Source organism: Pseudazoarcus sp. NS20, assembly GCF_059703745.1.
In genome coordinates, this window is the sequence record NZ_BAAKIY010000004.1 from 252,237 (window position 1) to 272,602 (window position 20,366).

22 protein-coding genes are annotated in these 20,366 nt (G+C 63.9%); 12 read left to right on the plus strand and 10 right to left on the minus strand.

What is annotated here, in order from left to right; translation table 11 throughout:
* Window positions 1-80: 80 nt before the first annotated feature.
* Window positions 81-2,309 carry an NADP-dependent isocitrate dehydrogenase gene (locus AC6H0W_RS12950; RefSeq protein ID WP_497577596.1) on the minus strand — a complete coding sequence of 743 codons (2,229 nt, stop codon included), beginning with the start codon at window positions 2,307-2,309 and terminating at the stop codon, window positions 81-83.
* Window positions 2,310-2,516: 207 nt separating this feature from the next.
* Window positions 2,517-3,194, minus strand: coding sequence for a RadC family protein (gene radC, locus AC6H0W_RS12955; protein WP_497577597.1), 678 nt, complete (start codon window positions 3,192-3,194; stop codon window positions 2,517-2,519).
* Between the two features lie 44 nt (window positions 3,195-3,238).
* Between radC and coaBC the strand changes: the two genes are divergently transcribed.
* The 3 genes from coaBC to AC6H0W_RS12970 are packed head-to-tail and all read left to right on the plus strand — an operon-like array spanning window position 3,239 to window position 5,351.
* The gene (gene coaBC / locus AC6H0W_RS12960) at window positions 3,239-4,432 is read left to right on the plus strand and encodes a bifunctional phosphopantothenoylcysteine decarboxylase/phosphopantothenate--cysteine ligase CoaBC (RefSeq protein ID WP_497577598.1); all 1,194 of its coding nucleotides are present in this window, start codon (window positions 3,239-3,241) and stop codon (window positions 4,430-4,432) included.
* Window positions 4,433-4,444: 12 nt separating this feature from the next.
* Window positions 4,445-4,894: a dUTP diphosphatase gene (gene dut, locus AC6H0W_RS12965; RefSeq protein WP_497577599.1), complete on the plus strand. Its 450-nt coding sequence runs from the start codon at window positions 4,445-4,447 to the stop codon at window positions 4,892-4,894.
* Window positions 4,895-4,910: 16 nt separating this feature from the next.
* On the plus strand, window positions 4,911-5,351 hold the full coding sequence (locus AC6H0W_RS12970) for an NUDIX hydrolase (RefSeq protein WP_497577600.1): 441 nt from the start codon (window positions 4,911-4,913) through the stop codon (window positions 5,349-5,351).
* A gap of 65 nt (window positions 5,352-5,416) precedes the next feature.
* On the opposite strand, the gene AC6H0W_RS12975 is transcribed toward AC6H0W_RS12970, so the two are convergent.
* The 3 genes from AC6H0W_RS12975 to AC6H0W_RS12985 are packed head-to-tail and all read right to left on the minus strand — an operon-like array spanning window position 5,417 to window position 7,161.
* Window positions 5,417-6,691 carry an FCSD flavin-binding domain-containing protein gene (locus AC6H0W_RS12975; RefSeq protein ID WP_497577601.1) on the minus strand — a complete coding sequence of 425 codons (1,275 nt, stop codon included), beginning with the start codon at window positions 6,689-6,691 and terminating at the stop codon, window positions 5,417-5,419.
* A 15-nt stretch (window positions 6,692-6,706) separates the two neighbouring features.
* On the minus strand, window positions 6,707-7,006 hold the full coding sequence (locus AC6H0W_RS12980) for a c-type cytochrome (protein ID WP_497577602.1): 300 nt from the start codon (window positions 7,004-7,006) through the stop codon (window positions 6,707-6,709).
* Window positions 7,003-7,161 carry a hypothetical protein gene (locus AC6H0W_RS12985; protein WP_497577603.1) on the minus strand — a complete coding sequence of 53 codons (159 nt, stop codon included), beginning with the start codon at window positions 7,159-7,161 and terminating at the stop codon, window positions 7,003-7,005. Before AC6H0W_RS12985 ends, AC6H0W_RS12980 begins: the two co-directional genes overlap by 4 nt.
* A 123-nt stretch (window positions 7,162-7,284) precedes the next feature.
* Between AC6H0W_RS12985 and AC6H0W_RS12990 the strand changes: the two genes are divergently transcribed.
* The 8 genes from AC6H0W_RS12990 to soxB all read left to right on the plus strand — a co-directional run bounded on the left by AC6H0W_RS12990 (window position 7,285) and on the right by soxB (window position 14,345).
* Window positions 7,285-7,644, plus strand: a complete 360-nt coding sequence (locus AC6H0W_RS12990; protein WP_497577604.1) for an ArsR/SmtB family transcription factor — start codon at window positions 7,285-7,287, stop codon at window positions 7,642-7,644.
* Window positions 7,645-7,673: 29 nt separating this feature from the next.
* Entirely contained in the window at window positions 7,674-9,017 is a 1,344-nt protein-coding gene (gene soxC, locus AC6H0W_RS12995; protein ID WP_497577605.1) for a sulfite dehydrogenase, read from the plus strand.
* Window positions 9,001-10,074, plus strand: coding sequence for a c-type cytochrome (locus AC6H0W_RS13000; protein WP_497577606.1), 1,074 nt, complete (start codon window positions 9,001-9,003; stop codon window positions 10,072-10,074). Before soxC ends, AC6H0W_RS13000 begins: the two co-directional genes overlap by 17 nt.
* A gap of 27 nt (window positions 10,075-10,101) precedes the next feature.
* Complete coding sequence (soxY, locus tag AC6H0W_RS13005; RefSeq protein ID WP_497577607.1) at window positions 10,102-10,566, plus strand: thiosulfate oxidation carrier protein SoxY; 465 nt, start codon at window positions 10,102-10,104, stop codon at window positions 10,564-10,566.
* 27 nt (window positions 10,567-10,593) lie between these two features.
* Window positions 10,594-10,905, plus strand: coding sequence for a thiosulfate oxidation carrier complex protein SoxZ (gene soxZ, locus AC6H0W_RS13010; protein WP_497577608.1), 312 nt, complete (start codon window positions 10,594-10,596; stop codon window positions 10,903-10,905).
* 117 nt (window positions 10,906-11,022) lie between these two features.
* Window positions 11,023-11,826: a sulfur oxidation c-type cytochrome SoxA gene (gene soxA / locus AC6H0W_RS13015; RefSeq protein ID WP_497577609.1), complete on the plus strand. Its 804-nt coding sequence runs from the start codon at window positions 11,023-11,025 to the stop codon at window positions 11,824-11,826.
* An 11-nt stretch (window positions 11,827-11,837) separates the two neighbouring features.
* Window positions 11,838-12,443, plus strand: coding sequence for a sulfur oxidation c-type cytochrome SoxX (soxX, locus tag AC6H0W_RS13020; protein ID WP_497577610.1), 606 nt, complete (start codon window positions 11,838-11,840; stop codon window positions 12,441-12,443).
* Window positions 12,444-12,623: 180 nt separating this feature from the next.
* On the plus strand, window positions 12,624-14,345 hold the full coding sequence (gene soxB / locus AC6H0W_RS13025) for a thiosulfohydrolase SoxB (RefSeq protein ID WP_497577611.1): 1,722 nt from the start codon (window positions 12,624-12,626) through the stop codon (window positions 14,343-14,345).
* Window positions 14,346-14,473: 128 nt separating this feature from the next.
* Here soxB and AC6H0W_RS13030 read toward each other — a convergent pair whose 3' ends face one another.
* The 5 genes from AC6H0W_RS13030 to AC6H0W_RS13050 form a co-directional block, all read right to left on the minus strand.
* A complete protein-coding gene (locus AC6H0W_RS13030; RefSeq protein WP_497577612.1) occupies window positions 14,474-15,322 on the minus strand; it encodes an MBL fold metallo-hydrolase in 849 nt (282 codons plus the stop codon).
* Window positions 15,323-15,367: 45 nt separating this feature from the next.
* Complete coding sequence (locus AC6H0W_RS13035; RefSeq protein ID WP_497577613.1) at window positions 15,368-15,838, minus strand: RidA family protein; 471 nt, start codon at window positions 15,836-15,838, stop codon at window positions 15,368-15,370.
* A 43-nt stretch (window positions 15,839-15,881) separates the two neighbouring features.
* Window positions 15,882-17,576, minus strand: coding sequence for a TRAP transporter large permease (locus AC6H0W_RS13040; RefSeq protein ID WP_497577614.1), 1,695 nt, complete (start codon window positions 17,574-17,576; stop codon window positions 15,882-15,884).
* A gap of 8 nt (window positions 17,577-17,584) precedes the next feature.
* Window positions 17,585-18,238 (minus strand): TRAP transporter small permease subunit, encoded by a 654-nt coding sequence (locus AC6H0W_RS13045; protein ID WP_497577615.1) that lies wholly within the window; start codon window positions 18,236-18,238, stop codon window positions 17,585-17,587.
* 63 nt (window positions 18,239-18,301) lie between these two features.
* Entirely contained in the window at window positions 18,302-19,459 is a 1,158-nt protein-coding gene (locus AC6H0W_RS13050; protein WP_497577616.1) for a TRAP transporter substrate-binding protein, read from the minus strand.
* Window positions 19,460-19,737: 278 nt separating this feature from the next.
* Between AC6H0W_RS13050 and AC6H0W_RS13055 the strand changes: the two genes are divergently transcribed.
* Complete coding sequence (locus AC6H0W_RS13055) at window positions 19,738-20,364, plus strand: DJ-1/PfpI family protein (RefSeq protein WP_497577617.1); 627 nt, start codon at window positions 19,738-19,740, stop codon at window positions 20,362-20,364.
* Window positions 20,365-20,366: the final 2 nt, after the last annotated feature.

Here is a 20,366-nt window from a genome sequence, read left to right on the forward strand (position 1 = left end):
ATCCGCCAAATCGAAGCGGACAGAATGAAAAAAAGCCGGGCCCCGTCGAGGCCCGGCTTTTTGTTTGTGACGCTCGAGGATCAGCCCAGACTGTCGAGGATGCTGTTCAGCGTGGGGCTGGGGCGCATGGCCTGACTGGTCTTTTCGCGATCCGGGTGATAGTAGCCACCGATGTCTACCGGCTTGCCCTGAGCGGCCTTGAGTTCGGCCACGATGGTGGTTTCGTTGTCGCGCAGCGCCTTGGCCACATTGGTGAACTGTCCCTGCAGCTCGGCGTCTTCTTGCTGTGCAGCCAGCGCTTCGGCCCAGTACAGCGCCAGATAGAAGTGACTGCCACGGTTGTCGAGGCTGCCCACTGCGCGCGCCGGAGATTTGTCCTCGTCGAGGAACTTGCCGGTGGCTTCGTCCAGCGTCTCGGCGAGCACCAGCGCTTTCTTGTTGCCGGCGGTGTTGCCGAGGTGTTCGAGCGAGGCGGCGAGCGCCATGAATTCGCCCAGCGAATCCCAACGCAGGAAGTTCTCTTCGACGAACTGCTGCACGTGCTTGGGTGCAGAGCCGCCGGCGCCGGTTTCGAACAGGCCGCCGCCGGCCATCAGCGGCACGATGGACAGCATCTTGGCGCTGGTGCCCAGTTCCATGATGGGGAACAGGTCGGTGAGGTAGTCGCGCAGTACGTTGCCGGTGACCGAGATGGTGTCCTGGCCCTTGCGGATGCGCTCCAGCGTCAACTTGGTGGCTTCGACCGGCGACAGGATGTGCAACTCAAGGCCGTTGGTGTCGTGGTCTTTCAGGTACTGCTCGACCTTCTTGATGAGCTGGGCGTCGTGCGCACGCTGCGCGTCCAGCCAGAACACCGCCGGGGTGTTGCTGGCGCGGGCACGATCAACGGCGAGCTTGACCCAGTCGCGGATCGACGCGTCTTTGGTCTGGCACATGCGGAAGATGTCGCCGGCCTCCACGCTCTGCTCCAGCAGTGCCGTGCCTTTGGCATCGACCACGCGCACCGTGCCGTCGGCCGGGATCTCGAAAGTCTTGTCGTGGGAGCCGTATTCCTGCGCGGCCTTGGCCATCAGACCGACGTTGGGCACGCTGCCCATGGTCACGGGGTCGAAGGCGCCATGTTGCTTGCAGTCGTCGATGACTGTCTGATAGATGCGGGCATAGCTGCGGTCCGGCACCACGGCCTTGGCGTCCTGCAGCTTGCCGGCGGCGTTCCACATCTTGCCGGAGTCGCGGATCATGGCCGGCATCGAGGCGTCGATGATGACGTCGCTGGGTACGTGCAGGGAGGTGATGCCCTTGTCGGAGTTCACCATCGCCACGGCGGCGCGCTGCGTGTAGGCAGCCTCGACATCGGCCTTGATCTCGGCCTGTTTGTCGGCCGGCAGGGTCTGGATGCGGGCGTACAGGTCGCCGATGCCGTTGTCCGGGTCGAAACCCACGCTGGCGAGGGCTTCGGCGTGCTTGGCGAGGGCATCCTTGTAGAACACCGACACGGCGTGACCGAAGATGATCGGGTCCGAAACCTTCATCATCGTGGCCTTGAGGTGCACCGAGAACAGCACGTCCTTGGCGCGAGCGTCGTTCACCTGCTCTTCGAAGAAGGCGCGCAGTGCCTTGTGGCTCATGGCGGCCGCGTCGATGATTTCGCCGGCTTTGAGCACCACGTTGTCTTTCAGCACGGTGGTCTTGCCATCCTTGCCGACCAGCTCGATCTTCACGTTGCCGGCCTCAGCCACCTGTGTGGATTTTTCGCTGCCGTAGAAATCGCCGCCCGTCATGTGGGCAACGTGAGTGCGCGAGTCTGCCGTCCAGGCGCCCATCTTGTGCGGATACTTGCGCGCGTAGTTCTTGACCGACAGCGGGGCGCGGCGGTCGGAGTTGCCTTCGCGCAGTACCGGGTTCACGGCGCTGCCCTTGACCTTGTCGTAGCGCGCCTTGGCGTCGCGCTCGGCGTCGTTCTGCGGGTTTTCCGGGTAGTCGGGCACGGGGTAGCCCTGCTGCTGCAGCTCTTTGATGGTGGCGCGCAACTGCGGAATCGAAGCGCTGATGTTCGGCAGCTTGACGATGTTCGCTTCCGGCTTGGTCGCCAGTTCGCCCAGCTCGGCCAGCGCCGGACCGATCTTCTGTTCGTCGCTCAACAATTCGGGGAAGGACGTGATGACGCGGCCAGCCAGCGAGATGTCGCGGGTTTCGATACCGATGCCGGAAGAGCGGGTGAAAGCCGCGACGATCGGCAGCAGGGAATACGTGGCCAGCGCGGGCGCTTCGTCGGTGAGGGTATAGATGATGCGTGAAGAAGTAGTCATGGATATCCGACAGGAAGATAAGGGGCAGGCCCCCGGGCGACGGGAAATGGCCGGAAGCCATTTGGCGACAAAGAGCGAGTCGAGTCTTGTATAAGACTTGCAGCGGCGTATTGTCGCTCAAAAGTGCGTGCGTTCGCAAAGCGGGGTCGATTCAGCGAAGTTGCCGAACCACTATGCGCGTTTGCCCCACCGGCCGTGGAGTGCTGTTTACAGCAGGCCGCGTTCGGCGAAAGACACCGGCTCGGCGTGGGCGGTCACCACGAAGTGGTCTAGTACGCGCACATCGATGAGGTCGAGGGCTTGTTTCAAGCAGCGTGTGAGGGTCTCGTCGGCCTGGCTGGGCTCGCGTGCGCCGGAAGGGTGGTTGTGCGCAAAGATCACTGCTGCAGCGTTGTGGGCGAGGGCGAGTTTGACGATTTCACGCGGGTAGACGCTGGTTTGCGTGAGCGTGCCGCGGAACAGTTCGACCGGCGCAATCAAGGCGTTGCGCGCATCAAGCAGCAGCACCATGAAGACCTCGTGGGGAATCGAGCCGATTTTGAGACGCAGCCAGTCGCGCACCGCGTGCGGTGAATCGAACAGGTCGCGTTCGCTCATCTGCTCGGCCAATGCGCGGCGGGCCAGTTCCATCACTGCCTGCAGTTGGGCATACTTGGCCGTTCCCATGCCCGGGACGGATGAAAATTCGCTGGCGGATGCTGCGCACAGCCGGGTGAGTGAGCCGAAGCGTGTGATCAACTCGCGCGCCAAGTCCACGGCGCTCATGCCGCGGATGCCCACCCGCAAGAAGACCGCCAGCAATTCGGCGTCGGACAGTGCAGCGGCGCCGCGTGCCAGCAGTTTTTCGCGGGGGCGTTCGTCTTCGGGCCAGTCGGTAATCGCCATGTTGCGGTTCCGTTCGATGATATTTGCATGGTAATGCATTTGACATGAATGAGCTTGCGGGTCGGAAGATCGTTATCGGTGTGACCGGCGGCGTGGCTGCCTACAAGTCCGCCGAGTTGGTGCGCCTGCTGGTCAAGGCGGGTGCCGACGTGCATGTGGTGCTGACCGAGGGCGGCGCGCGTTTCGTCACGGCTGTCACCTTCCAGGCCTTGTCGGGCAACCCGGTGTGGACCGATCTGTGGGATCCACGCATGGGCAACAACATGGCGCACATCGACCTGTCGCGTGATGCCGATGCGATCCTCATCGCGCCGGCCACGGCCGACGTGATCGCCAAGCTCGCGCAGGGGCGTGCCGACGATCTGCTCACCACGCTGTGCCTCGCGCGTGACTGCCCCTTGCTGTTGGCGCCGGCGATGAATCGTCAGATGTGGGAGCACCCCGCAACGCAGCGCAACGTGTCGCAGGTTGCCGCGGACGGCGTGAGCGTGCTCGGCCCTGCGGCGGGCGAGCAGGCCTGTGGCGAAGTCGGCCAGGGACGCATGCTGGAAGCCGAAGAACTGTTCGAGCACCTGTGCGCCTTTTTTGCGCCCAAGCTGCTTGCCGGGCGCAAGGTGGTGCTCACCGCCGGGCCCACCTTCGAGGCCATCGACCCGGTGCGCGGCATCACCAATTCCAGCTCGGGCAAGATGGGCTTCGCGCTGGCACGCGCGTGCCGTCAGGCCGGTGCCGACGTGGTGCTGGTGGCCGGGCCGAGCGCCTTGCCGACACCGCTCGGCGTTGTACGCGTGAATGTCGCCAGTGCGCTGGAAATGCGTGAAGCCGTGCTGGCTGCCTTGCCCACTGCGAGCGTGTTCATCGGCGTGGCGGCGGTGGCCGATTACCGGCCGGAGAGCAGCGCAGACCACAAGATCAAGAAGTCAGCCGATACCCGCACACTGACCCTGGTGCCGAACCCGGACATCCTCGCCGAAGTCGCGGCGCGCGCCGATGCGCCGCTGTGCGTGGGCTTTGCGGCCGAAAGCCAGGAGCTCGAGCGCTACGCCGAAGGCAAGCGCGTGGCCAAGAAGCTCGATTTGGTCGTCGGCAACCTTGTGCAGGACGGCCTGGGCGCCGACGATAACCTGGTGACGCTGTTCGACGCCGCAGGCGCGCATCCGCTGCCGCGTGCGCCGAAAGACGAAATCGCCCGCCAGATCATCAACCACTTTGCGCCCATGCTTGCGGCGCTCCGCTGAACGGAAAAAAACATGCCTCAGATCGACGTCCGCATTCTCGATGCACGCCTGCACGACCAGCCGCCCGCTTATGCCACCTCCGGCTCGGCCGGGCTCGACTTGCGCGCTTGCCTGGACGCACCGATCGAACTGCACCCCGGCGAAACCACGCTGGTGCCGAGCGGCATTGCCATCCATCTCGGCGATGCCGGCATGGCGGCGATGATCCTGCCGCGCTCCGGCCTGGGTCACAAACACGGCATCGTGCTGGGTAATCTGGTGGGTTTGATCGACTCGGACTACCAGGGGCAGATTTTCGTGTCGGTGTGGAACCGCGGTCATTCCACCTTCACCATCCAGCCGATGGAGCGCATTGCCCAGTTGGTGGTGGTGCCGGTGCTGCAGGTCGGCTTCAATATCGTCGAAAGCTTCGAGCAAAGCTCGCGAGGCGAGGGCGGTTTCGGTAGTACCGGCAAACAATGAACGTGCGTTCGACGGTATGAGCGCAGGTCGCCATGCGGGCATTCCCACCGGGGTGCAGGTGGTGCTTCAACGCGCCGGCAAAGTGCTGCTGATGCGCCGTGCCGGCACGGGCTTCTTCGACGGTCTGTGGGGCTTGCCGGGTGGCCATGTGGAAGACGGCGAGTCGTTGGCGCAGACGGCTTGCCGCGAGATGCGCGAAGAGCTTGGCATCGATCTGCAGCCGGCCGGCCTCGAAACGCTGGGCGTGATTCACCGAAGGTCGGACACCAACCGTATCGACTTCTTCTTGCGCGCCCCCGACTGGTCGGGGGAGCCCGCCGTGTGCGAGCCCGACAAGTGCGATGCACTGGGCTGGTTTGCACTGGATGATTTGCCCGACAACACCATTCCCTATGTTCGCCTCGGGCTGGCACAGTCGCAGGCGGGCTGGCTGCTGGAGTCAGGTTGGGCGCCGTGATGTCGGCGCGGTGACGAAGTCGAAAAAAGGCGCCTTGCGGCGCCTTTTTCGTGAGCGGTGATGGCTCAGGCGAGCATGTCGGCCCAGATGTTCTTGGCCCACGCCATGGCGTGATGCCCCTCCAGCTCGCTGGCCACTGCCGAAACGCCTCCGGAGCCCGGTACGGCCAGGAAGGTTTTCTGCTCGAGGTTCCACTGATGCACCGACGCGACGTGCACGACGTTCTTGTCGTCCACGAAGCTGTAGCAGGTGTTCATCACCACCGGCGTCGGGTTGGGCTCGCGCCCGGCCAGCATCTCGATGATGGCCGCGGCCGCCACCTTGGCGTGCTGGTTGGCCATGTGACCGGATTTCGGCATGACCGGGGCCGACAGGGTGGCGTCGCCGAGCACGTGGATGCCGGGAGCGCCTTTGACTTCCATGGTTCGGAAGTCCACGTCCACCCAGCGCTCGTTGGCCAGATCGACGCCCAGGAAGTCGGCGAGGCGACCCGCGCGCATCGGCGGGATGACGTTGAGCACGTCGGCCTTGATGTCGCCGAATTCCAGTTCGGCAGAGCGTGCCTTGGCATCCACGGACATCAGCCGGCTGTTCGGGTGGTACTCGATGATGTCTTTGTAGTGGTCTTCCCAGGCCTTCAGGAACAGGCCCTTTTTCGACTGGATGTCAGGGTTGCCGTCAAACACCATGACCTTCGAGCGAGGCTTGTGCTGCTTGAAGTAGTGGGCGATGACGCAGGCGCGCTCATACGGGCCCGGCGGGCAACGGTACGGCGCGGTCGGGATGTGCATCGCGTATACGCCGCCATCCGGCATGGCTTCGAGCTGGCGGCGCAGCAACAGCGTCTGCGGGCCGGCCTTCCAGGCATGCGGTAGGAGTTCTTCGTTGCCGGCCAAACCCTCGATGCGTTCGGGCATGAAGTCGACGCCCGGGGACACCACCGCCCGGTCGTACGACAGGGTCTTGCCGCCGCCCAGGCGGATCTCGCGTTTGGCCGGGTCGAGCCCGACGACTTCGTCGGTGATGACGTCCACGCCCCAGCGCTTGCGCAGGTTGTCGTAGCTCACCGTGATGTCTTCGAGCTGCTTCATGCCGCCGATCACCAGGTTGGAGATGGGGCACGAAATGAACTGCGCGTTGCGTTCGATCAGCGTGACCTTGACCGAGCCGTTGCTCCACATGCGCAGGTATTTGGCCGCCGTGGCGCCGCCGTAGCCGCCGCCGACGATCACCACGTGGCCACCGGCCTTGGCCGGCGTGCTGGCGAAGGCCGAGCCGAAGGCCGAGGTGCCTGCGGTGAGCGCGCCGGCGGTTTTCAGAAACTCGCGTCGATTGAGCATGTTCGTCTCCCCGCCTTATTGCTGCGCCGCGTAATAGTCCGCGACGAGCTTGAGTTGTTCTTCGGTGTAGCCCTTGGTGATCTGATGCATGATCGTCGCCGGGCGGGTGCCGTCGCGGAACTCGCTGAGTTTTTTCAGGGTGTCTGCGGCCGGGACGCCGGCCAGCGAAACCGATTCCCCGACGCTGCGTCCGTTGGTGCCGTGGCAGTTGGCACAGGTCGCGGCGAGGTCGCGCGCGGCGTTGGGGTATTGCGCTGCGGCGAGGCCCGATACACCTGCCAGGCACAGCGCCACGAGGATGATTTTGGTTCTCACGGTGTCTCCTCCTGTTTCGTGTCGTTGACGACATTCGGCGGCCCGATCAGGTATGCGTCGGTCCTGATGAAGAGTACAGCGTAGTTTTCACCTGTCCAATAAAAAAACGTGAAACCCGCTGCAGCGCTGGGATTGAGGCGGTCGAGAATGCGCACGGGGTGTCTCGTTGTGCTCGTTCAGTGGCCCGCGTGATCCAGTCCATAAGAAAAAAATAATTTGACCATATACGCGCATGCTTATACGCTCCAATAAACATGTCTCATGAGGCAATAAAAATCATGGATGAGCTTGGAAAGGTCTTCGAAAGCGTGGCCGATTACTTCGGTTTGTTGTCCGAGCCGGCGCGGCTGCGCATTCTGCATTCCCTGTGTGATGAGGAGCTGTCGGTGAATGACATCGTCGACAAAACCAATCTGTCGCAGGCCAACACCTCACGCCATCTGAACATGCTCTACCGCGCGAACATCGTTGATCGGCGGCGCGAAGGCAGCCAGGTTTTCTACTGGATCTGCGATACCAATTTCAAGGACATGTGCCGCACGGTGTGCGTCGCGATTGCCGCCCGCGGTGACGTCGACCAGCCAAGGCGTGCGAGCTTGCGCCGACTCGAAGAAGAACTGGCCACCAGGGCCGAATGAAGCAACCCGCATCATTGGAGACGTCACACATGACAAACCCGGACTTCCGGCCCGGTCGTATCCGGCCAGCGCCGGAGAACTTTCTGAGCGAAGCGCAGATCAAGGAGGTCGCGGCAGGGCGCCGTGATTTTCTGCGCAATGCCTTCCTGGCGGCCGGCGCTGCGGTGGCTGCACCGGCGGCCTTTGCGGCCGGTGCCAAGGCGGCGGGTGATCCGGCCATTCTGGAGTTGCCGGAATGGTCGAAGACGCTCGGCCAGCCTGTGGCGACCAACCCTTACGGCATGCCCTCGAAGTACGAGCGTGGGCTGGTGCGCCGCGAGAGCCCCGGGTTGACGCGCGTGCCGGGCTCGTCGGTGAGCTTCACGCCGCTGCAGGGCTTGTTCGGCATGATCACGCCGTCTGGCCTGCATTTCGAGCGCCACCACCAGGGCTGGCATGATGTCGACCCCAATCGCCACCGCTTGATGATCAACGGCATGGTCAAGACCAACGCGGTCTACACAATGGACGATCTGATGCGCCTGCCGTCGGTGTCGCGCATCCATTTCATCGAATGCGGTGCCAACACCGGGATGGAGTGGGGCAACGTCGCGGTGCCGACGGTGCAGTACAGCCACGGCATGTTGTCCTGTTCGGAATTCACGGGGGTGCCGCTCAAGATCCTTCTCGACATGTGCGGTGCAGATTACAAGAAAGGCCGCTACGTGTTGGCCGAAGGCGCCGACGGCTCGTCGATGACGCGCACCATCCCGATGGAGATGATCGAGTCGGGTGAAGTGCTGGTGGCCTACGGCATGAACGGCGAAATGCTGCGCCCCGAGAACGGCTATCCGCTGCGCCTGGTGGTGCCGGGGGTGCAGGGCGTGAGCTGGGTCAAGTGGCTGCGCCGCATCGAGGTGGGCGACATGCCCTGGGGCGCCAAGGACGAAGCGGTGCACTACGTCGACATGATGCCCGATGGCCTGCATCGCCAATACACGTCGATTCAGGAGTGCAAATCCGTCATCACCACGCCGTCCGGTGGCCAGACCTTGCTCGACAAGGGCTTCCACAATATTTCCGGCCTGGCCTGGTCGGGCCGCGGCAAGATCACGCGTGTGGATGTCTCGGTGGATGGTGGCATCAACTGGATGCCCGCGCGCCTGGAAGGTTCGGTGCTGCCCAAGGCGCTCACGCGCTTCAACTGTGACTGGGTATGGGACGGCAAGCCGTACATCCTGCAGTCGCGCGCCGTCGATGAGACCGGCTACGTGCAACCGAGCTACGGCCAGTTGCGCAAGGTGCGCGGTACGTCTTCGATCTATCACAACAACGCCATCCAGTCGTGGAAGGTGGCCGAATCGGGCGAGGTGAGCAATGTTCAGATTCTCTAAGACGCTCATCGCGCTTGCGCTGGTCACGGGCGCGACTTCGGCGGCTGCCTTCGATTACTATTCCGGGATCGGGCGTCCGGCAACGGCCGCGGAGGTCGAAGCCTGGGACATTGACGTGCGCCCTGACTTCAAGGGGCTGCCCAAGGGTAAAGGCACGCCGGACGAGGGCGAGGTGATCTGGGAGGCGCAGTGTGCTTCGTGCCACGGCATTTTCGGTGAATCCAACGAGGTGTTCACACCGCTGGTCGGCGGCACCACGCAGGAAGACATCAAGACCGGTCGCGTGCGCGCCCTGACCGCCGGCACTTTCCCGCAGCGCACAACGCTGATGAAAGTGCCGACGGTTGCCACTCTGTATGACTACATTCGCCGTGCAATGCCCTGGACCTCGCCCAAGTCGCTGTCGGATGACGAGGTGTATGCGGTGCTGGCCTACATGCTGAGTCTGGCGGAGATCATTCCGGTGGACTACGAGTTGAATGATCAGACCATTCGTGAAGTGCAGGAGCGCATGCCCAACCGCAACGGCATGACCACCGATCACGGCATGTGGGCGGGGGCGTCGGCGGCCAAGGGCGGCATGGGCAACGGGGGAACCCCTGATGTCAAGAACACGGCCTGCATGAAAGACTGCAAGGCCAAGGTCGAGGTGGTGTCCGCCTTGCCCGAGCACGCACGTGATGCGCACGGCAACCTCGCCGATCAGAACCGCATGATCGGTCCGGTGCGTGGTCAGCAGACCTCCGAGCCGGCTGCGCCTCAGGCGGCTCCGGCAGCGGGCGCCGCGGCCGACGACGGCAAGGGACTCGACGTGGCCAAGGCCAAGGGGTGCCTCGCCTGCCACGGTGTCGAGAACCGCATCGTCGGGCCGGCGTTCAAGGACATCGCAGCGAAGCACCGCGACCGTGCCGATGCGTCCACGTATCTGGCGGACAGGATCCGGAAAGGGAGTTCGGGAGTGTGGGGGGCGGTCCCCATGCCTCCGCAGGGCCAGGTGACGGACGAGGAGCTTGAATCGATCGTCAAGTGGTTGTTGTCAGGCGCCAAGGCGCACTAAACAGGTTTCACTCAGAGGAGAGACAGGATGAATCATCAACGCAGGGATGCCCTCAAGACCGGGGGCGGACTGGGGGTCTTCGGCATGCTCATGGCCGCCGGCCTGATCAAGCCGGGCAGCGCGCTGGCCCGTGATCAGAAGGTGTTCGACGCCAAGACCATCGACGACGCGCTCGCTGCATTGGGCGCCGGCAAGCCGACGGCGAGCGACGCGGTGAGCATCGTTGCGCCGGACATCGCAGAGAACGGCGCCGTGGTGCCGGTGGGCGTGACCAGCACGCTGCCGAAGACCGAATCGGTGACGATCATGGTCGAGAAGAACCCCAACATGGTCGCGGCGAACTTCACCTTCCCCGACGGCACCATGGGCGATGTGCAGACCCGCATCAAGATGGGTCAGACCTCGGACGTGTATGCCATCGTCAAAGCCGATGGCAAGTACTACATGGCCAAGAAAGAAATCAAGGTCACCCTCGGCGGCTGCGGCGGCTGACGTTCAACGGATCGAAAGGAGATCAACATGGCAGGACCTATGCGAATTCGCGCCGCAACCGCTGACGGCGTTACCGAAGTACGTGTGCTGATGTCGCACCCGATGGAAACCGGCCAGCGTCGCGGTGGCGACGGCCAGCCGATCCCGGCGCACTACATCACCGAACTCACCGCCAAGCACAACGACAAGGTGGTGCTCAGTTCCGAGATGGGGCCGTCGGTTTCCACCAACCCGTATCTGTCCTTCAAGTTCAAGGGCGGTGCGGCCGGTGACACCATCGAAGTGAGCTGGAAAGACAACAAAGGTGAGTCGCGTACCGATACGGTGCAGATCCGCTGATGTCGGACCGGCGCCGGGCAGGCGGGGCTTCTGCCCGCTAGAGGCGAAGCTTGCTGCAGCCCGGTCACCGTAAGGCATTGCCTGGGCAGTGCCAGTGTTCTACCCGGAGGAGAGACAATGAAAAAAAGCATAGCTGGCGCGGCGCTTGCCGTCGCGATCGCAGGGGGGTCATCCGGAGTATTGGCGGACGACACGGCGGCGGCACTCGAGCAGTACCGCCAGATGATTCAGGACAGCAACCCGGCAGAGCTGTTCGAGATGGAGGGCGAAGAGCTGTGGACCACCGCGCGTGGCCCCAAGAACGCCACCCTCGAGCAGTGTGATCTGGGCCTCGGCCCGGGCGTGGTGGAAGGCGCGTATGCGCAGATGCCGCGCTACTTCGACGACACCAAGCGCGTGCAGGATCTCGAATCGCGCCTGATGACCTGTATGGAGAACCTGCAGGGCATTCCGTCGGACGAGATCATCAACGGCCAGTTCCGTCAGGGCGAGCGCGGCAAGGTCGCCGCGTTGGTGGCCTACGTGGCCGGCATGTCGCGTGGCGACACCATCGCCGTCAATCTCGATCACCCCAAGATGAAAGAGATGTACGCGCTGGGCGAGAAGGCGTTCTGGTATCGCTCGGGCTCGATGGACTTTGCCTGCGCTACCTGCCACGCCTCGGACGGCGAGCGCATCCGCATGCAGGATCTGCCCAACCTCACGACCCAGAAGGGCGCCGCAGCGGGTTGGGGTAGCTGGCCGGCCTACCGCGTGTCCAACTCGCAGTTCTGGACCATGCAGCACCGCCTGAACGACTGCTATCGCCAGCAGCGCACGGCTGAGCCCATTTACGGTTCGGATGTCACCATCGCCTTGTCCGTCTACATGGCCGGCACGGCCAATGGCGGCAAGATGAACGCACCCGCTGCCAAGCGCTGAGGAGAGCCGCAATGAAAAAGATGCTGATGATTGCGCCTCTCGCCCTGTGCGCGAGCGTGGCGTTTGCCGACGCGAAGATGGATGGCAAGGTGCAGGAGATGATCCAGAAATCGTTCCAGGCCAAAGGGCAGGCGACGATGGACCGCATGAAGCAGGACGAGGTGCAGAAGGCCTGCTCGTCGCCGGACACCCTCACCGATGCGCGTCGCGCCGAGTTGGAAGCTGCCGAGATGAAGACCATCAAATGGCCTTCGAACGGCGACTTCTACAAGGGTGGTGACTGGAAGGAGGGCTACAAGATCGCCTTCAGCGGTCGCGGCCTGACGTGGTCCGACAAGCCGGGCTCCGAAGTCGGCGGTGGTTGCTACAACTGCCACGGCATGGACCCGGAAGAAATGTCTTACGGCACCATCGGGCCTAACCTGCAGGGCTATGCCAAGGTCCGAGGCACATCGGACGAAATCGTGAAGTACACCTGGGGCAAGATCTATAACGCCAAGGCCTACCACTTGTGCAGCGACATGCCGCGCAACGGCTACGGCGGCATCCTCAGCGAGGATCAGATCCGCCACGTGATGGCCTATCTGTTCGACCCGGCTTCACCGGTCAACAAATAAGGCATCCAGCCCGGCCCGCGGCGCAGGCCGCGGGCTTTTTTTGTCGCCGGGCCGCCCCAAGACAAAACCTCCCCCTCGGGGGCAGCGCCGCCGCGCAGCGGCAAGCGTCGGGGGCTTTTTACCCCGATATTCTGGCGGGGTGGTTTTAAGATATTGAAATAAAAAGATAAAGGCTACGTCATGTCGATGAACCGTCGTGAATTCATGCAGATCCTCGCCGTTGCTGCGGCGGGCGGAATGACGCTTTCGAGCGACTTTGCGCACGCCGCTAAATCCGCCGGAAAGCTCTACGATCTGCCGCCCTTCGGCAATGTCAGCCTGCTGCACATGACCGACTGTCATGCCCAGTTGCTGCCGATCTACTTCCGCGAGCCGCACGTCAACCTCGGTGTCGCCGGTATGGCCGGCCAGCCGCCGCACTTGGTGGGGGATGCGCTGCTCAAGCACTACGGTTATCAGGCGGGCTCGATCGAGGCGCATGCCTTCACCTATCTCAACTTCACCGAAGCGGCGCGCACCTACGGCAAGGTCGGCGGTTTTGCCCACCTGCGCACGCTGGTCAAACGCATGAAAGAGAGCCGCCCCGGCGCGCTGCTGCTTGACGGCGGCGACACCTGGCAGGGCTCGGGCACCTCGCTGTGGACCAACGGCCAGGACATGGTCGATGGCTGCAAGCTGCTCGGCGTGGATGTCATGACGCTGCACTGGGAGAGCACCTTCGGCGCCGAGCGCGTGAAGGAGATCGAAGAAAAGGATTTCGACGGCCACGTCGACATCGTCGCCCAGAACGTCAAGACCACCGACTTCGAAGACCCGGTGTTCAAGCCCTACGTGATCAAGAACATCAACGGCGTGCCGGTGGCCATCGTGGGGCAGGCCTTCCCATACACGCCGGTGGCCAACCCGCGTTGGCTGACGCCGGACTGGACCTTCGGTATCCGCGACCGTGAAATGCAGGAGGCCGTCGACGCTGCGCGCGGCGAGGGCGCCCAGGTGGTGGTGGTGCTGTCGCACAACGGCATGGACGTCGACCTCAAGATGGCCGGCCGCGTGACCGGCATCGACGCTATCTTCGGCGGCCACACGCACGACGGCGTGCCGGCCCCGACGGTAGTTGAAAACGCCGGCGGCAAGACGCTGGTGACCAACGCCGGTTCCAACGGCAAGTTCCTCGGCGTGATGGATTTCGACGTGCGCGACGGCAAGGTGCGCGACTTCCGCTACAAGCTGTTGCCAGTGTTCTCCAACCTGCTGCCGGCCGACCCAGAGATGGCTGCCTTCATCGACAAGGTACGCGCACCTTACCTCGACAAGCTCAGCGAAAAGCTGGCCGTCACCGAAGGCCTGTTGTATCGCCGCGGCAACTTCAACGGCTCGTGGGACCAGTTGCTGGTCGACGCCATGATGGCCGAGCTGGATGCCGAGATCGCCTTCTCGCCGGGCTTCCGGTGGGGCACCTCGCTGTTGCCGGGCGACACCATCACCATGGAGCACCTGATGGACCAGACGGCCATCACCTACCCCTGGACCACGGTGACCAACATGAGCGGGGAGATGATCAAGACCGTGCTCGAAGACGTCTGCGACAACCTCTTCAACCCCGACCCGTATTACCAGCAGGGCGGCGACATGGTGCGCGTGGGCGGGCTGCAATACACCTGCGACCCGATGGCCGGCATGGGCCAGCGCATCAGCAACATGATGCTGAACGGCAAGCCCATTGATGCCGGCAAGACCTACAAGGTAGCCGGCTGGGCGCCGGTGTCGGAAGCTGCGCGCGATTCCGGCCCCCCGATCTGGGAAGTCGTGGCCCGTCACCTGCGCGAGCAAAAGGTCATCCGTCAGGTGGACATCAACATGCCCACGCTCAAGGGCATGAAGGGCAACGCCGGTCTGGCCTGATGCCTCGCCGGGCCTGGCCCGGCACGATCTCTCCGGGCGGGTCGTGCTTTCTGCGGAAGGTGCGGCCCGTTTTTATTCGGGCACGCACCCTTCCGATTGATCACGCCCGGAGAACGCCGGGCTGCGGCTCAGGCTGCCGCCGATTGCGGCATGGACTCCAGGATTTCGCCGGTAGCCGCGTCGATGGCCGTGCCCGGGTCGGCGATGATGACCTTGGCGTTCGGCACGGCAGCCTTCACTGCCGCCGCGAACTCGGCCCACGGGCGGGATTTGGCGCCCATCATCTCGTGGAACTTGTCGTGCGGCGGGAACAGCAGCACCACCTTGGGCTGCAGCGCCTTGGCTCCGCGCGCCACGTCGGCCACGAAGTCGAGCTGCATGCCGGCCAGCAGCACGTCGGTCTTGAAGCGTTTGCCGAGTTCGTTGATTTCGGCGTCGCTCATCTTGGTGTTGAAGCCCTCGTTGTAGTTCAGCACGGTCAGGCCGTTGGGCAGCTCCACGTGGTAGCCGGTGTAGGGCGCGTAGAACGGCGCATTGGTGACGCTGCTCCACACCCACGCAAGCTGCGTGGTGTTGCCTTGGAACACCGCCTTGGTGATGGCTTTCACCAGGTTGATGTCACGATGTTGCCAGTTGAAGGTGGTGACCTTGAAGCCCGGAACCTGGCGGGTTTCGCCGGCCTTCATGGTGACCAGATGTTCGGCCGGCATGTTGTGGCGCTTGGCCAGGAAGCGCGTGACCGACGGCGGGCCGATCACCGTTGCGCCGTAGCGCGTGGCCACATCGGGCACGTCGAGAAAGTGTTCTTCATGGCCGTGTGTGACGCAGATGTAGTTGGCGTTGCTGAAGTCCTCCAGCTTGAACCACTGCGCGCCGCAGTAGTGGCGGAAGAACGGGTCGAAGTGCATCGTGCCCTGCGGCGTTTCGATGGAGATGGCGGACCAGCCGTAGTAGCGGATCGTGGTCTTGTCGGTCATGGTGGTTTCCTCTTGCCGGGCAGGCCGGCGGTGATGGTTTGAATGTCAGGGGCGGATCTCGAAGGTGGCATCGACCTCGACGGCGGCACCGCCCGGCAGGGTGGCGACGCCCACGGCAAAGCGGGCATGGCGCCCGGCATCGCCGAACACCTCGACCATCAGGTCGGAGGCGCCGTTGACGCACTTGGGCGCGTCGTTGAAGTCGGGTGCGACGCACACGAAGCCGCCGAGTCGCAGCACCTTCACCACGCGGCCCAGATCGCCGCCGCAGGCGTCCTTGAGTTGGGCCAGCACGTTCAGTGCGCACAGGCGTCCGGCGCGGTAGCCCTCGTCGATGCTCAGGCTGTCGCCCAGGCGGCCCTTCACCGCCATGGCGCCGTTTTCCAGCGGAAGCTGGCCCGAGACGAACACGGTGTTGCCCGAGATGGTCCAGCCCACGTAGTTGCCGACCGGGGGTGCGGCGGGTGGCAGGGCGATGCCGCGGGCTTCGAGTTGCGAATCAAAAGTGGAACTCATCGTTGTGTTTCTCCTTCAGTGCTGGCCGGTAGTGGCCTTGTTGTCATCCATAGAGCTTTGCGGGCAGCCACAGCGCGATGGCCGGGAAGGTGTAGAGCACGACCAGGGCGAGCAACTGGATCGCCAGGAAGGGCAGCATCCCCGCGAAGATCTTGGTGATGGTTACGTGCGGCGGTGCGACGCCGCGCAGGTAGAACGCCGCCATGGCCACCGGCGGTGACAGGAAGGCGGTCTGCAGGTTGATGGCCACGAGCAGGCCAAAGAACAGCGGGTTGATGCCGAAGTGGTCGAGCAGCGGCACGAAGATGGGCACGAAGATTACGATGATCTCGGCCCAGTCGAGCGGCCAGCCCAGCACGAAGATGATGATCTGCGCGAGGATCAGGAACTGCAGCGGGGTGAGGTCCATGCCGATCACCCATTCCTCGATCAGACGCTGCCCGCCGAGCAGTGCGAACACCGACGAGAAGATGCCCGCGCCGATGAACAGCCAGCCCACCATGGCCGAAGTCTTGGCCGTGAGGCACAGCGACTCTTTCATCATGCGGTAGTTGAGCCGGCGATAGGCCAGCGCCAGCAGGCAGCCGCCCATCGCGCCGACGGCCGCCGCCTCGGTGGGCGTGGCCAGCCCGCCGACAATGGAGCCGAGCACCGCAACGATCAGCGCGGCCAGCGGCACGAACGAGCCGAACAGCATCTTCAGCACTTCCAGCCGTGCGAAGGTGAACCACGCGTAGAAGCCCAGCAGCGGAGCACCGCCGGCAATACTCGCTACCCAGAACAGCGTCGGCACCGAGCTCAGGCCGTGGTCATCAGGGCTGCTGACGCTGCGCATCAGCATGATGCCGATGGCGACGAAGGCGATCAGCGGCACCACGGCCACCGTGAGGTAGCCCACCAGCGTTGCCGTGTGTACATTGGAGGCGAGGCGCCCCTTGAGCATCGCCATCAGCGCAGGTATGGCATGGGTGTTGCCTCGCTCGGGCATTGCCTCGACAAAGGCAGGCAGGGGCACCTGGCGCTGTTCGTACGTCAGCGGTGGCGCCAAGTGCGGCTTGAGCTTGGCCAGCACCACCACGTAGATCATGTACATGCCGGCCAGCATCAGGCCGGGGAACAGCGCCCCGGCATACAGCTGCACCACCGACACGCCGGCCGTTGCGCCATACACGATGAGCAGCACCGACGGCGGGATCAGGATGCCCAGACAGCCGCCGGCCGCCACCACGCCACTAGCCAGTCGCACGTCGTAGCCCGCGCGCAGCATTGCCGGCAGCGCCAGCAGCCCCATCAATGCAACCACCGCGCCGATGATGCCGGTGGCCGTGGCAAACAAGGCGCAGGTGGCCAGCGTGGCCACGGCCAGCGCGCCGGGCAGGCGTGCCATGGCGATGTGCAGGGCTTCGAACAGGCGCTTGATGAGGTTGGCGCGCTCGACCAGATAACCCATGAAAATGAACAGCGGGATGGCCACCAGCACGTCGTGCGTGAGCACCGCATAGGCGCGCTGCACCACCACGTTGGTGACGATCTCGAAGTCGCCGCGGAAGGCATACAGGCCGAACAGCACGCCCATGCCCATCAACGTGAAGGCCGCCGGAAAGCCGAGCATGATGGCGACCACCACCAGCCCGAGCATCAGCAGGCCGACGTGGGCATCGCTGATGTCCGGCGTGGTCAGGAACAGCGTGGCTACCACCAGCACGATGGTGACGAGCAGGCCGATACCGAATTTCACGCCGGGCTTCATGGCGTCACCCGTGCGTTGGGGGCAATGGCCGGCATCGGCGAATCCGACAGCTCGGCACGCAGCGTCTCGACATCGAGTGCGCCGATGTCCGGTGCGCGCGGTGGCCATGCCCCGTGCTTCAGGCACACGCAGCAACGCAGCATCTCGGCCAGGCCCTGGATCAGCAGCAGCGCGCCGGCCAGCGGAATGACCATTTTCAGCGGATACACCGGCGGGCCATCGGGTGTCAGCGAAGAGGCTTCACGGATGGCCCAGGACTCGGCCGCGAAATGCCAGCCGGCCACCACCAACGCCACCACGCCGGGGACGAAGAACAGCGCATACAGCGCCAGATCCATGCTGGCCTGCACGCGCGGCGAGAATTCGCCGTACAGCAGGTCGCCACGCACATGCGCTTCCTTGGCCATCGCGTATGCGCCGGACAGCAACAGCACCGCACCGTAGAGCATGTAGCTGGTGTCGAAGACCCAATCCAGCGGGTGGTTGAAGACGTAGCGCGCCACCACCTCGTAGGAAATCACCAGGGTGAGAATCAGGATGAGCCATGACGATGCGCGCCCGGCAAAGGTGCTGAGCGCATCGACGAGTGCGATCACGCGCAGCGGCGGGGTGGAGCGCTGCGGTGTCGCGGATGGGTTCATGTCGTGCATGAGGGGCTCCGGTTCGAGAACAGGTGCAGGCCCCGCCCCGGGCTGTGCCGGGGCGGGCACGGGTCAGCCTTTCGGGGTGCCGAAGTAGTGGGCATAGGCCACTTCCTTGTCCGGCGTGACTTCGTTGTGCCAATGCACCACGCGCTTGGCCCAGGCTTTCTGCGACTCGACCACCTTGGCGAACAGCGCGTTTTCGGCCGAGCGCCGTTCCACCACGCTGGTCCAGGCTTTCAATTGCGCTTGCAGGATGGGCTCGGGCGTGCGGTAGGTCTTGACCTTGCCCTCGGCCTGCAGCTCGAGATAGTCCTTCGACATACGGTCCATGTTCTTCCACTGCATGTCGGCAGTGGCGGCGTGCGAGGCGTACTTGAGCACCGTCTTGAGGTCGTCCGGCAGCGCCTCGTAGCGGCGGCGGTTGATCATCACCTCACAGACGTTGTTGGACATGTGATAGCTGTGCTGGAGGTAGAACTTGGCCACGTCCGGGAAGCCCATGATGCGGTCGTCCGTCGCGCTGGCGAATTCGGCGGCGTCGAGCAGGCCGCGGTCCAGCGCCGGCACGATGTCGGCCGGTGCCATCTGTACCGGAGACATGCCCAGTTCGCGGAACATGTCCACCGCCAGACCAGCGGTGCGGAAGCGCAGCCCCTTCAGGTCGTCGAGCGTCTGGATCTCCTTGCGGAACCAGCCCATCGGCTCGGACGGCACCGGGCCGAGCAGGAAGCTCTGGATGTTGAGCTTGGAGGCCGCCTGGATCTCGGCGAACAGTTCGGCACCGCCGCCGTATTCGATCCAGCCCAGCATATGGTTGGCGTCCATGCCGAAATCCGGCCCCGCGCCGTACAGGCCGAAGGCCGTGTTCTTGCCGAACCAGAAACCGGGCAGGCCGTGGCCGCCGTCGAGCACGCCCTGGCTGGTGGCATCGACGATCTGCAGGCCGGGAACCACGGCGCCGGCCGGCAGCATTTCGATCTTCAAGCGGCCGTCGGACATCTCGTCGACCTTCTTGGTCCAGTCCACCGCCACCTCCTGATACAGGAAGCGCGCCGGCCACGTGCTTTGGAAACGCCAGCGGATCGGCGCCTGCGCTTTGGCGATGAACGGAAAGCCCACGCCGGCTGCGCCAACGGCCGTGGCCGTGCCGAGAAAACGTCGGCGCGACACGGCCGGTTCGGTGGCGGGAGACGTCTGGGGAGTGTCCTTCGGGTCGTTCTGATCCATGGTGTGTTCTCCTGAGTCGGGCAGGGGCATGCCTGCGAAATCGTCGTGAGCAGCGTGGGCGGCTGCGACCAAAATGGGTGACACGACGATTCTTAGCAGGAAACATGCCAATGTGTCCTATCAGGAAACATATGGATCAACATCGATTATTTTGCTGATTAATTGAGGTTTGTTCGAATCGCTGGTGCAAACACCAATCGTTGTGCTGCGCACCAATTAGTTTCTCAAAAGGAAACTTCGGCCCTATGATAGTGCGTCCACTCAGCCAGGAGAGCCTCATGCGTTTCGGTGTATTCATCTATGAAGGCGTAGAGCCAATCGACCTCGCCACCTTCGGTGTGCTGTCGATGGCGCGACGCATTGCGCCGCAGATCGAGATCGTCACCATCGCGCCGCAAGCCGGGCCGGTGCTGTTCTCCAACGGGCTGGTGGTCATGGCGCAGCACGGCGTAGACGACGCACCGCCGCTTGATGCGCTGATCGTCACCGGCGGGCCGGGTTGGCAGGCGCAGACGGTGCATGAGCCCACGCTGGGCTATTTGCGTGCATGCGGCCAGCGGCACCTCGTGGCATCGGTGTGTACCGGCGGGATGATTCTGGCGGCGGCCGGTGTGCTCAGCGGCCACCGCGCCACTACCAAGCAAGAGGTGGTTGCCGGGCAGGAAACTCCGCCGCTGCAATTGCTGGGTGAGCGCTACCCTGAGGTGGAGGCGGTCAGCGCGCGCCTGGTGGATGACGGAGCCGTGGTGACCGGCGGTGGCGTCAGTCTGTGCATCGACGTGACGCTCTATCTGTTGGAGCGCATGTTGGGGAAAGTTGTCGCAGCGGAAACCGCCCGCATCATGGAGTATGCTACGGCGCTATCCGCGAACGAGGCCCGCTGGGGTGGTCTCCGCACAGATTGAAC

What these genes read in the sequence shown, in the direction of transcription:
- radC (WP_497577597.1), bottom strand. Translation starts at nt 3,194, where the DNA reads ATGGCGATTACCGACTGGCCCGAAGACGAACGCCCCCGCGAAAAACTG.
- soxY (WP_497577607.1), top strand. Translation starts at nt 10,102, where the DNA reads ATGAATCATCAACGCAGGGATGCCCTCAAGACCGGGGGCGGACTGGGG.
- AC6H0W_RS13045 (WP_497577615.1), bottom strand. Translation starts at nt 18,238, where the DNA reads ATGCACGACATGAACCCATCCGCGACACCGCAGCGCTCCACCCCGCCG.
- coaBC (WP_497577598.1), top strand. Translation starts at nt 3,239, where the DNA reads ATGAATGAGCTTGCGGGTCGGAAGATCGTTATCGGTGTGACCGGCGGC.
- soxB (WP_497577611.1), top strand. Translation starts at nt 12,624, where the DNA reads ATGTCGATGAACCGTCGTGAATTCATGCAGATCCTCGCCGTTGCTGCG.
- soxX (WP_497577610.1), top strand. Translation starts at nt 11,838, where the DNA reads ATGAAAAAGATGCTGATGATTGCGCCTCTCGCCCTGTGCGCGAGCGTG.
- AC6H0W_RS13055 (WP_497577617.1), top strand. Translation starts at nt 19,738, where the DNA reads ATGCGTTTCGGTGTATTCATCTATGAAGGCGTAGAGCCAATCGACCTC.
- AC6H0W_RS12990 (WP_497577604.1), top strand. Translation starts at nt 7,285, where the DNA reads ATGGATGAGCTTGGAAAGGTCTTCGAAAGCGTGGCCGATTACTTCGGT.
- AC6H0W_RS12970 (WP_497577600.1), top strand. Translation starts at nt 4,911, where the DNA reads ATGAGCGCAGGTCGCCATGCGGGCATTCCCACCGGGGTGCAGGTGGTG.
- soxA (WP_497577609.1), top strand. Translation starts at nt 11,023, where the DNA reads ATGAAAAAAAGCATAGCTGGCGCGGCGCTTGCCGTCGCGATCGCAGGG.
- AC6H0W_RS13000 (WP_497577606.1), top strand. Translation starts at nt 9,001, where the DNA reads ATGTTCAGATTCTCTAAGACGCTCATCGCGCTTGCGCTGGTCACGGGC.
- AC6H0W_RS12950 (WP_497577596.1), bottom strand. Translation starts at nt 2,309, where the DNA reads ATGACTACTTCTTCACGCATCATCTATACCCTCACCGACGAAGCGCCC.
- dut (WP_497577599.1), top strand. Translation starts at nt 4,445, where the DNA reads ATGCCTCAGATCGACGTCCGCATTCTCGATGCACGCCTGCACGACCAG.
- soxZ (WP_497577608.1), top strand. Translation starts at nt 10,594, where the DNA reads ATGGCAGGACCTATGCGAATTCGCGCCGCAACCGCTGACGGCGTTACC.
- AC6H0W_RS13050 (WP_497577616.1), bottom strand. Translation starts at nt 19,459, where the DNA reads ATGGATCAGAACGACCCGAAGGACACTCCCCAGACGTCTCCCGCCACC.
- AC6H0W_RS13030 (WP_497577612.1), bottom strand. Translation starts at nt 15,322, where the DNA reads ATGACCGACAAGACCACGATCCGCTACTACGGCTGGTCCGCCATCTCC.
- AC6H0W_RS13035 (WP_497577613.1), bottom strand. Translation starts at nt 15,838, where the DNA reads ATGAGTTCCACTTTTGATTCGCAACTCGAAGCCCGCGGCATCGCCCTG.
- AC6H0W_RS12975 (WP_497577601.1), bottom strand. Translation starts at nt 6,691, where the DNA reads ATGCTCAATCGACGCGAGTTTCTGAAAACCGCCGGCGCGCTCACCGCA.
- soxC (WP_497577605.1), top strand. Translation starts at nt 7,674, where the DNA reads ATGACAAACCCGGACTTCCGGCCCGGTCGTATCCGGCCAGCGCCGGAG.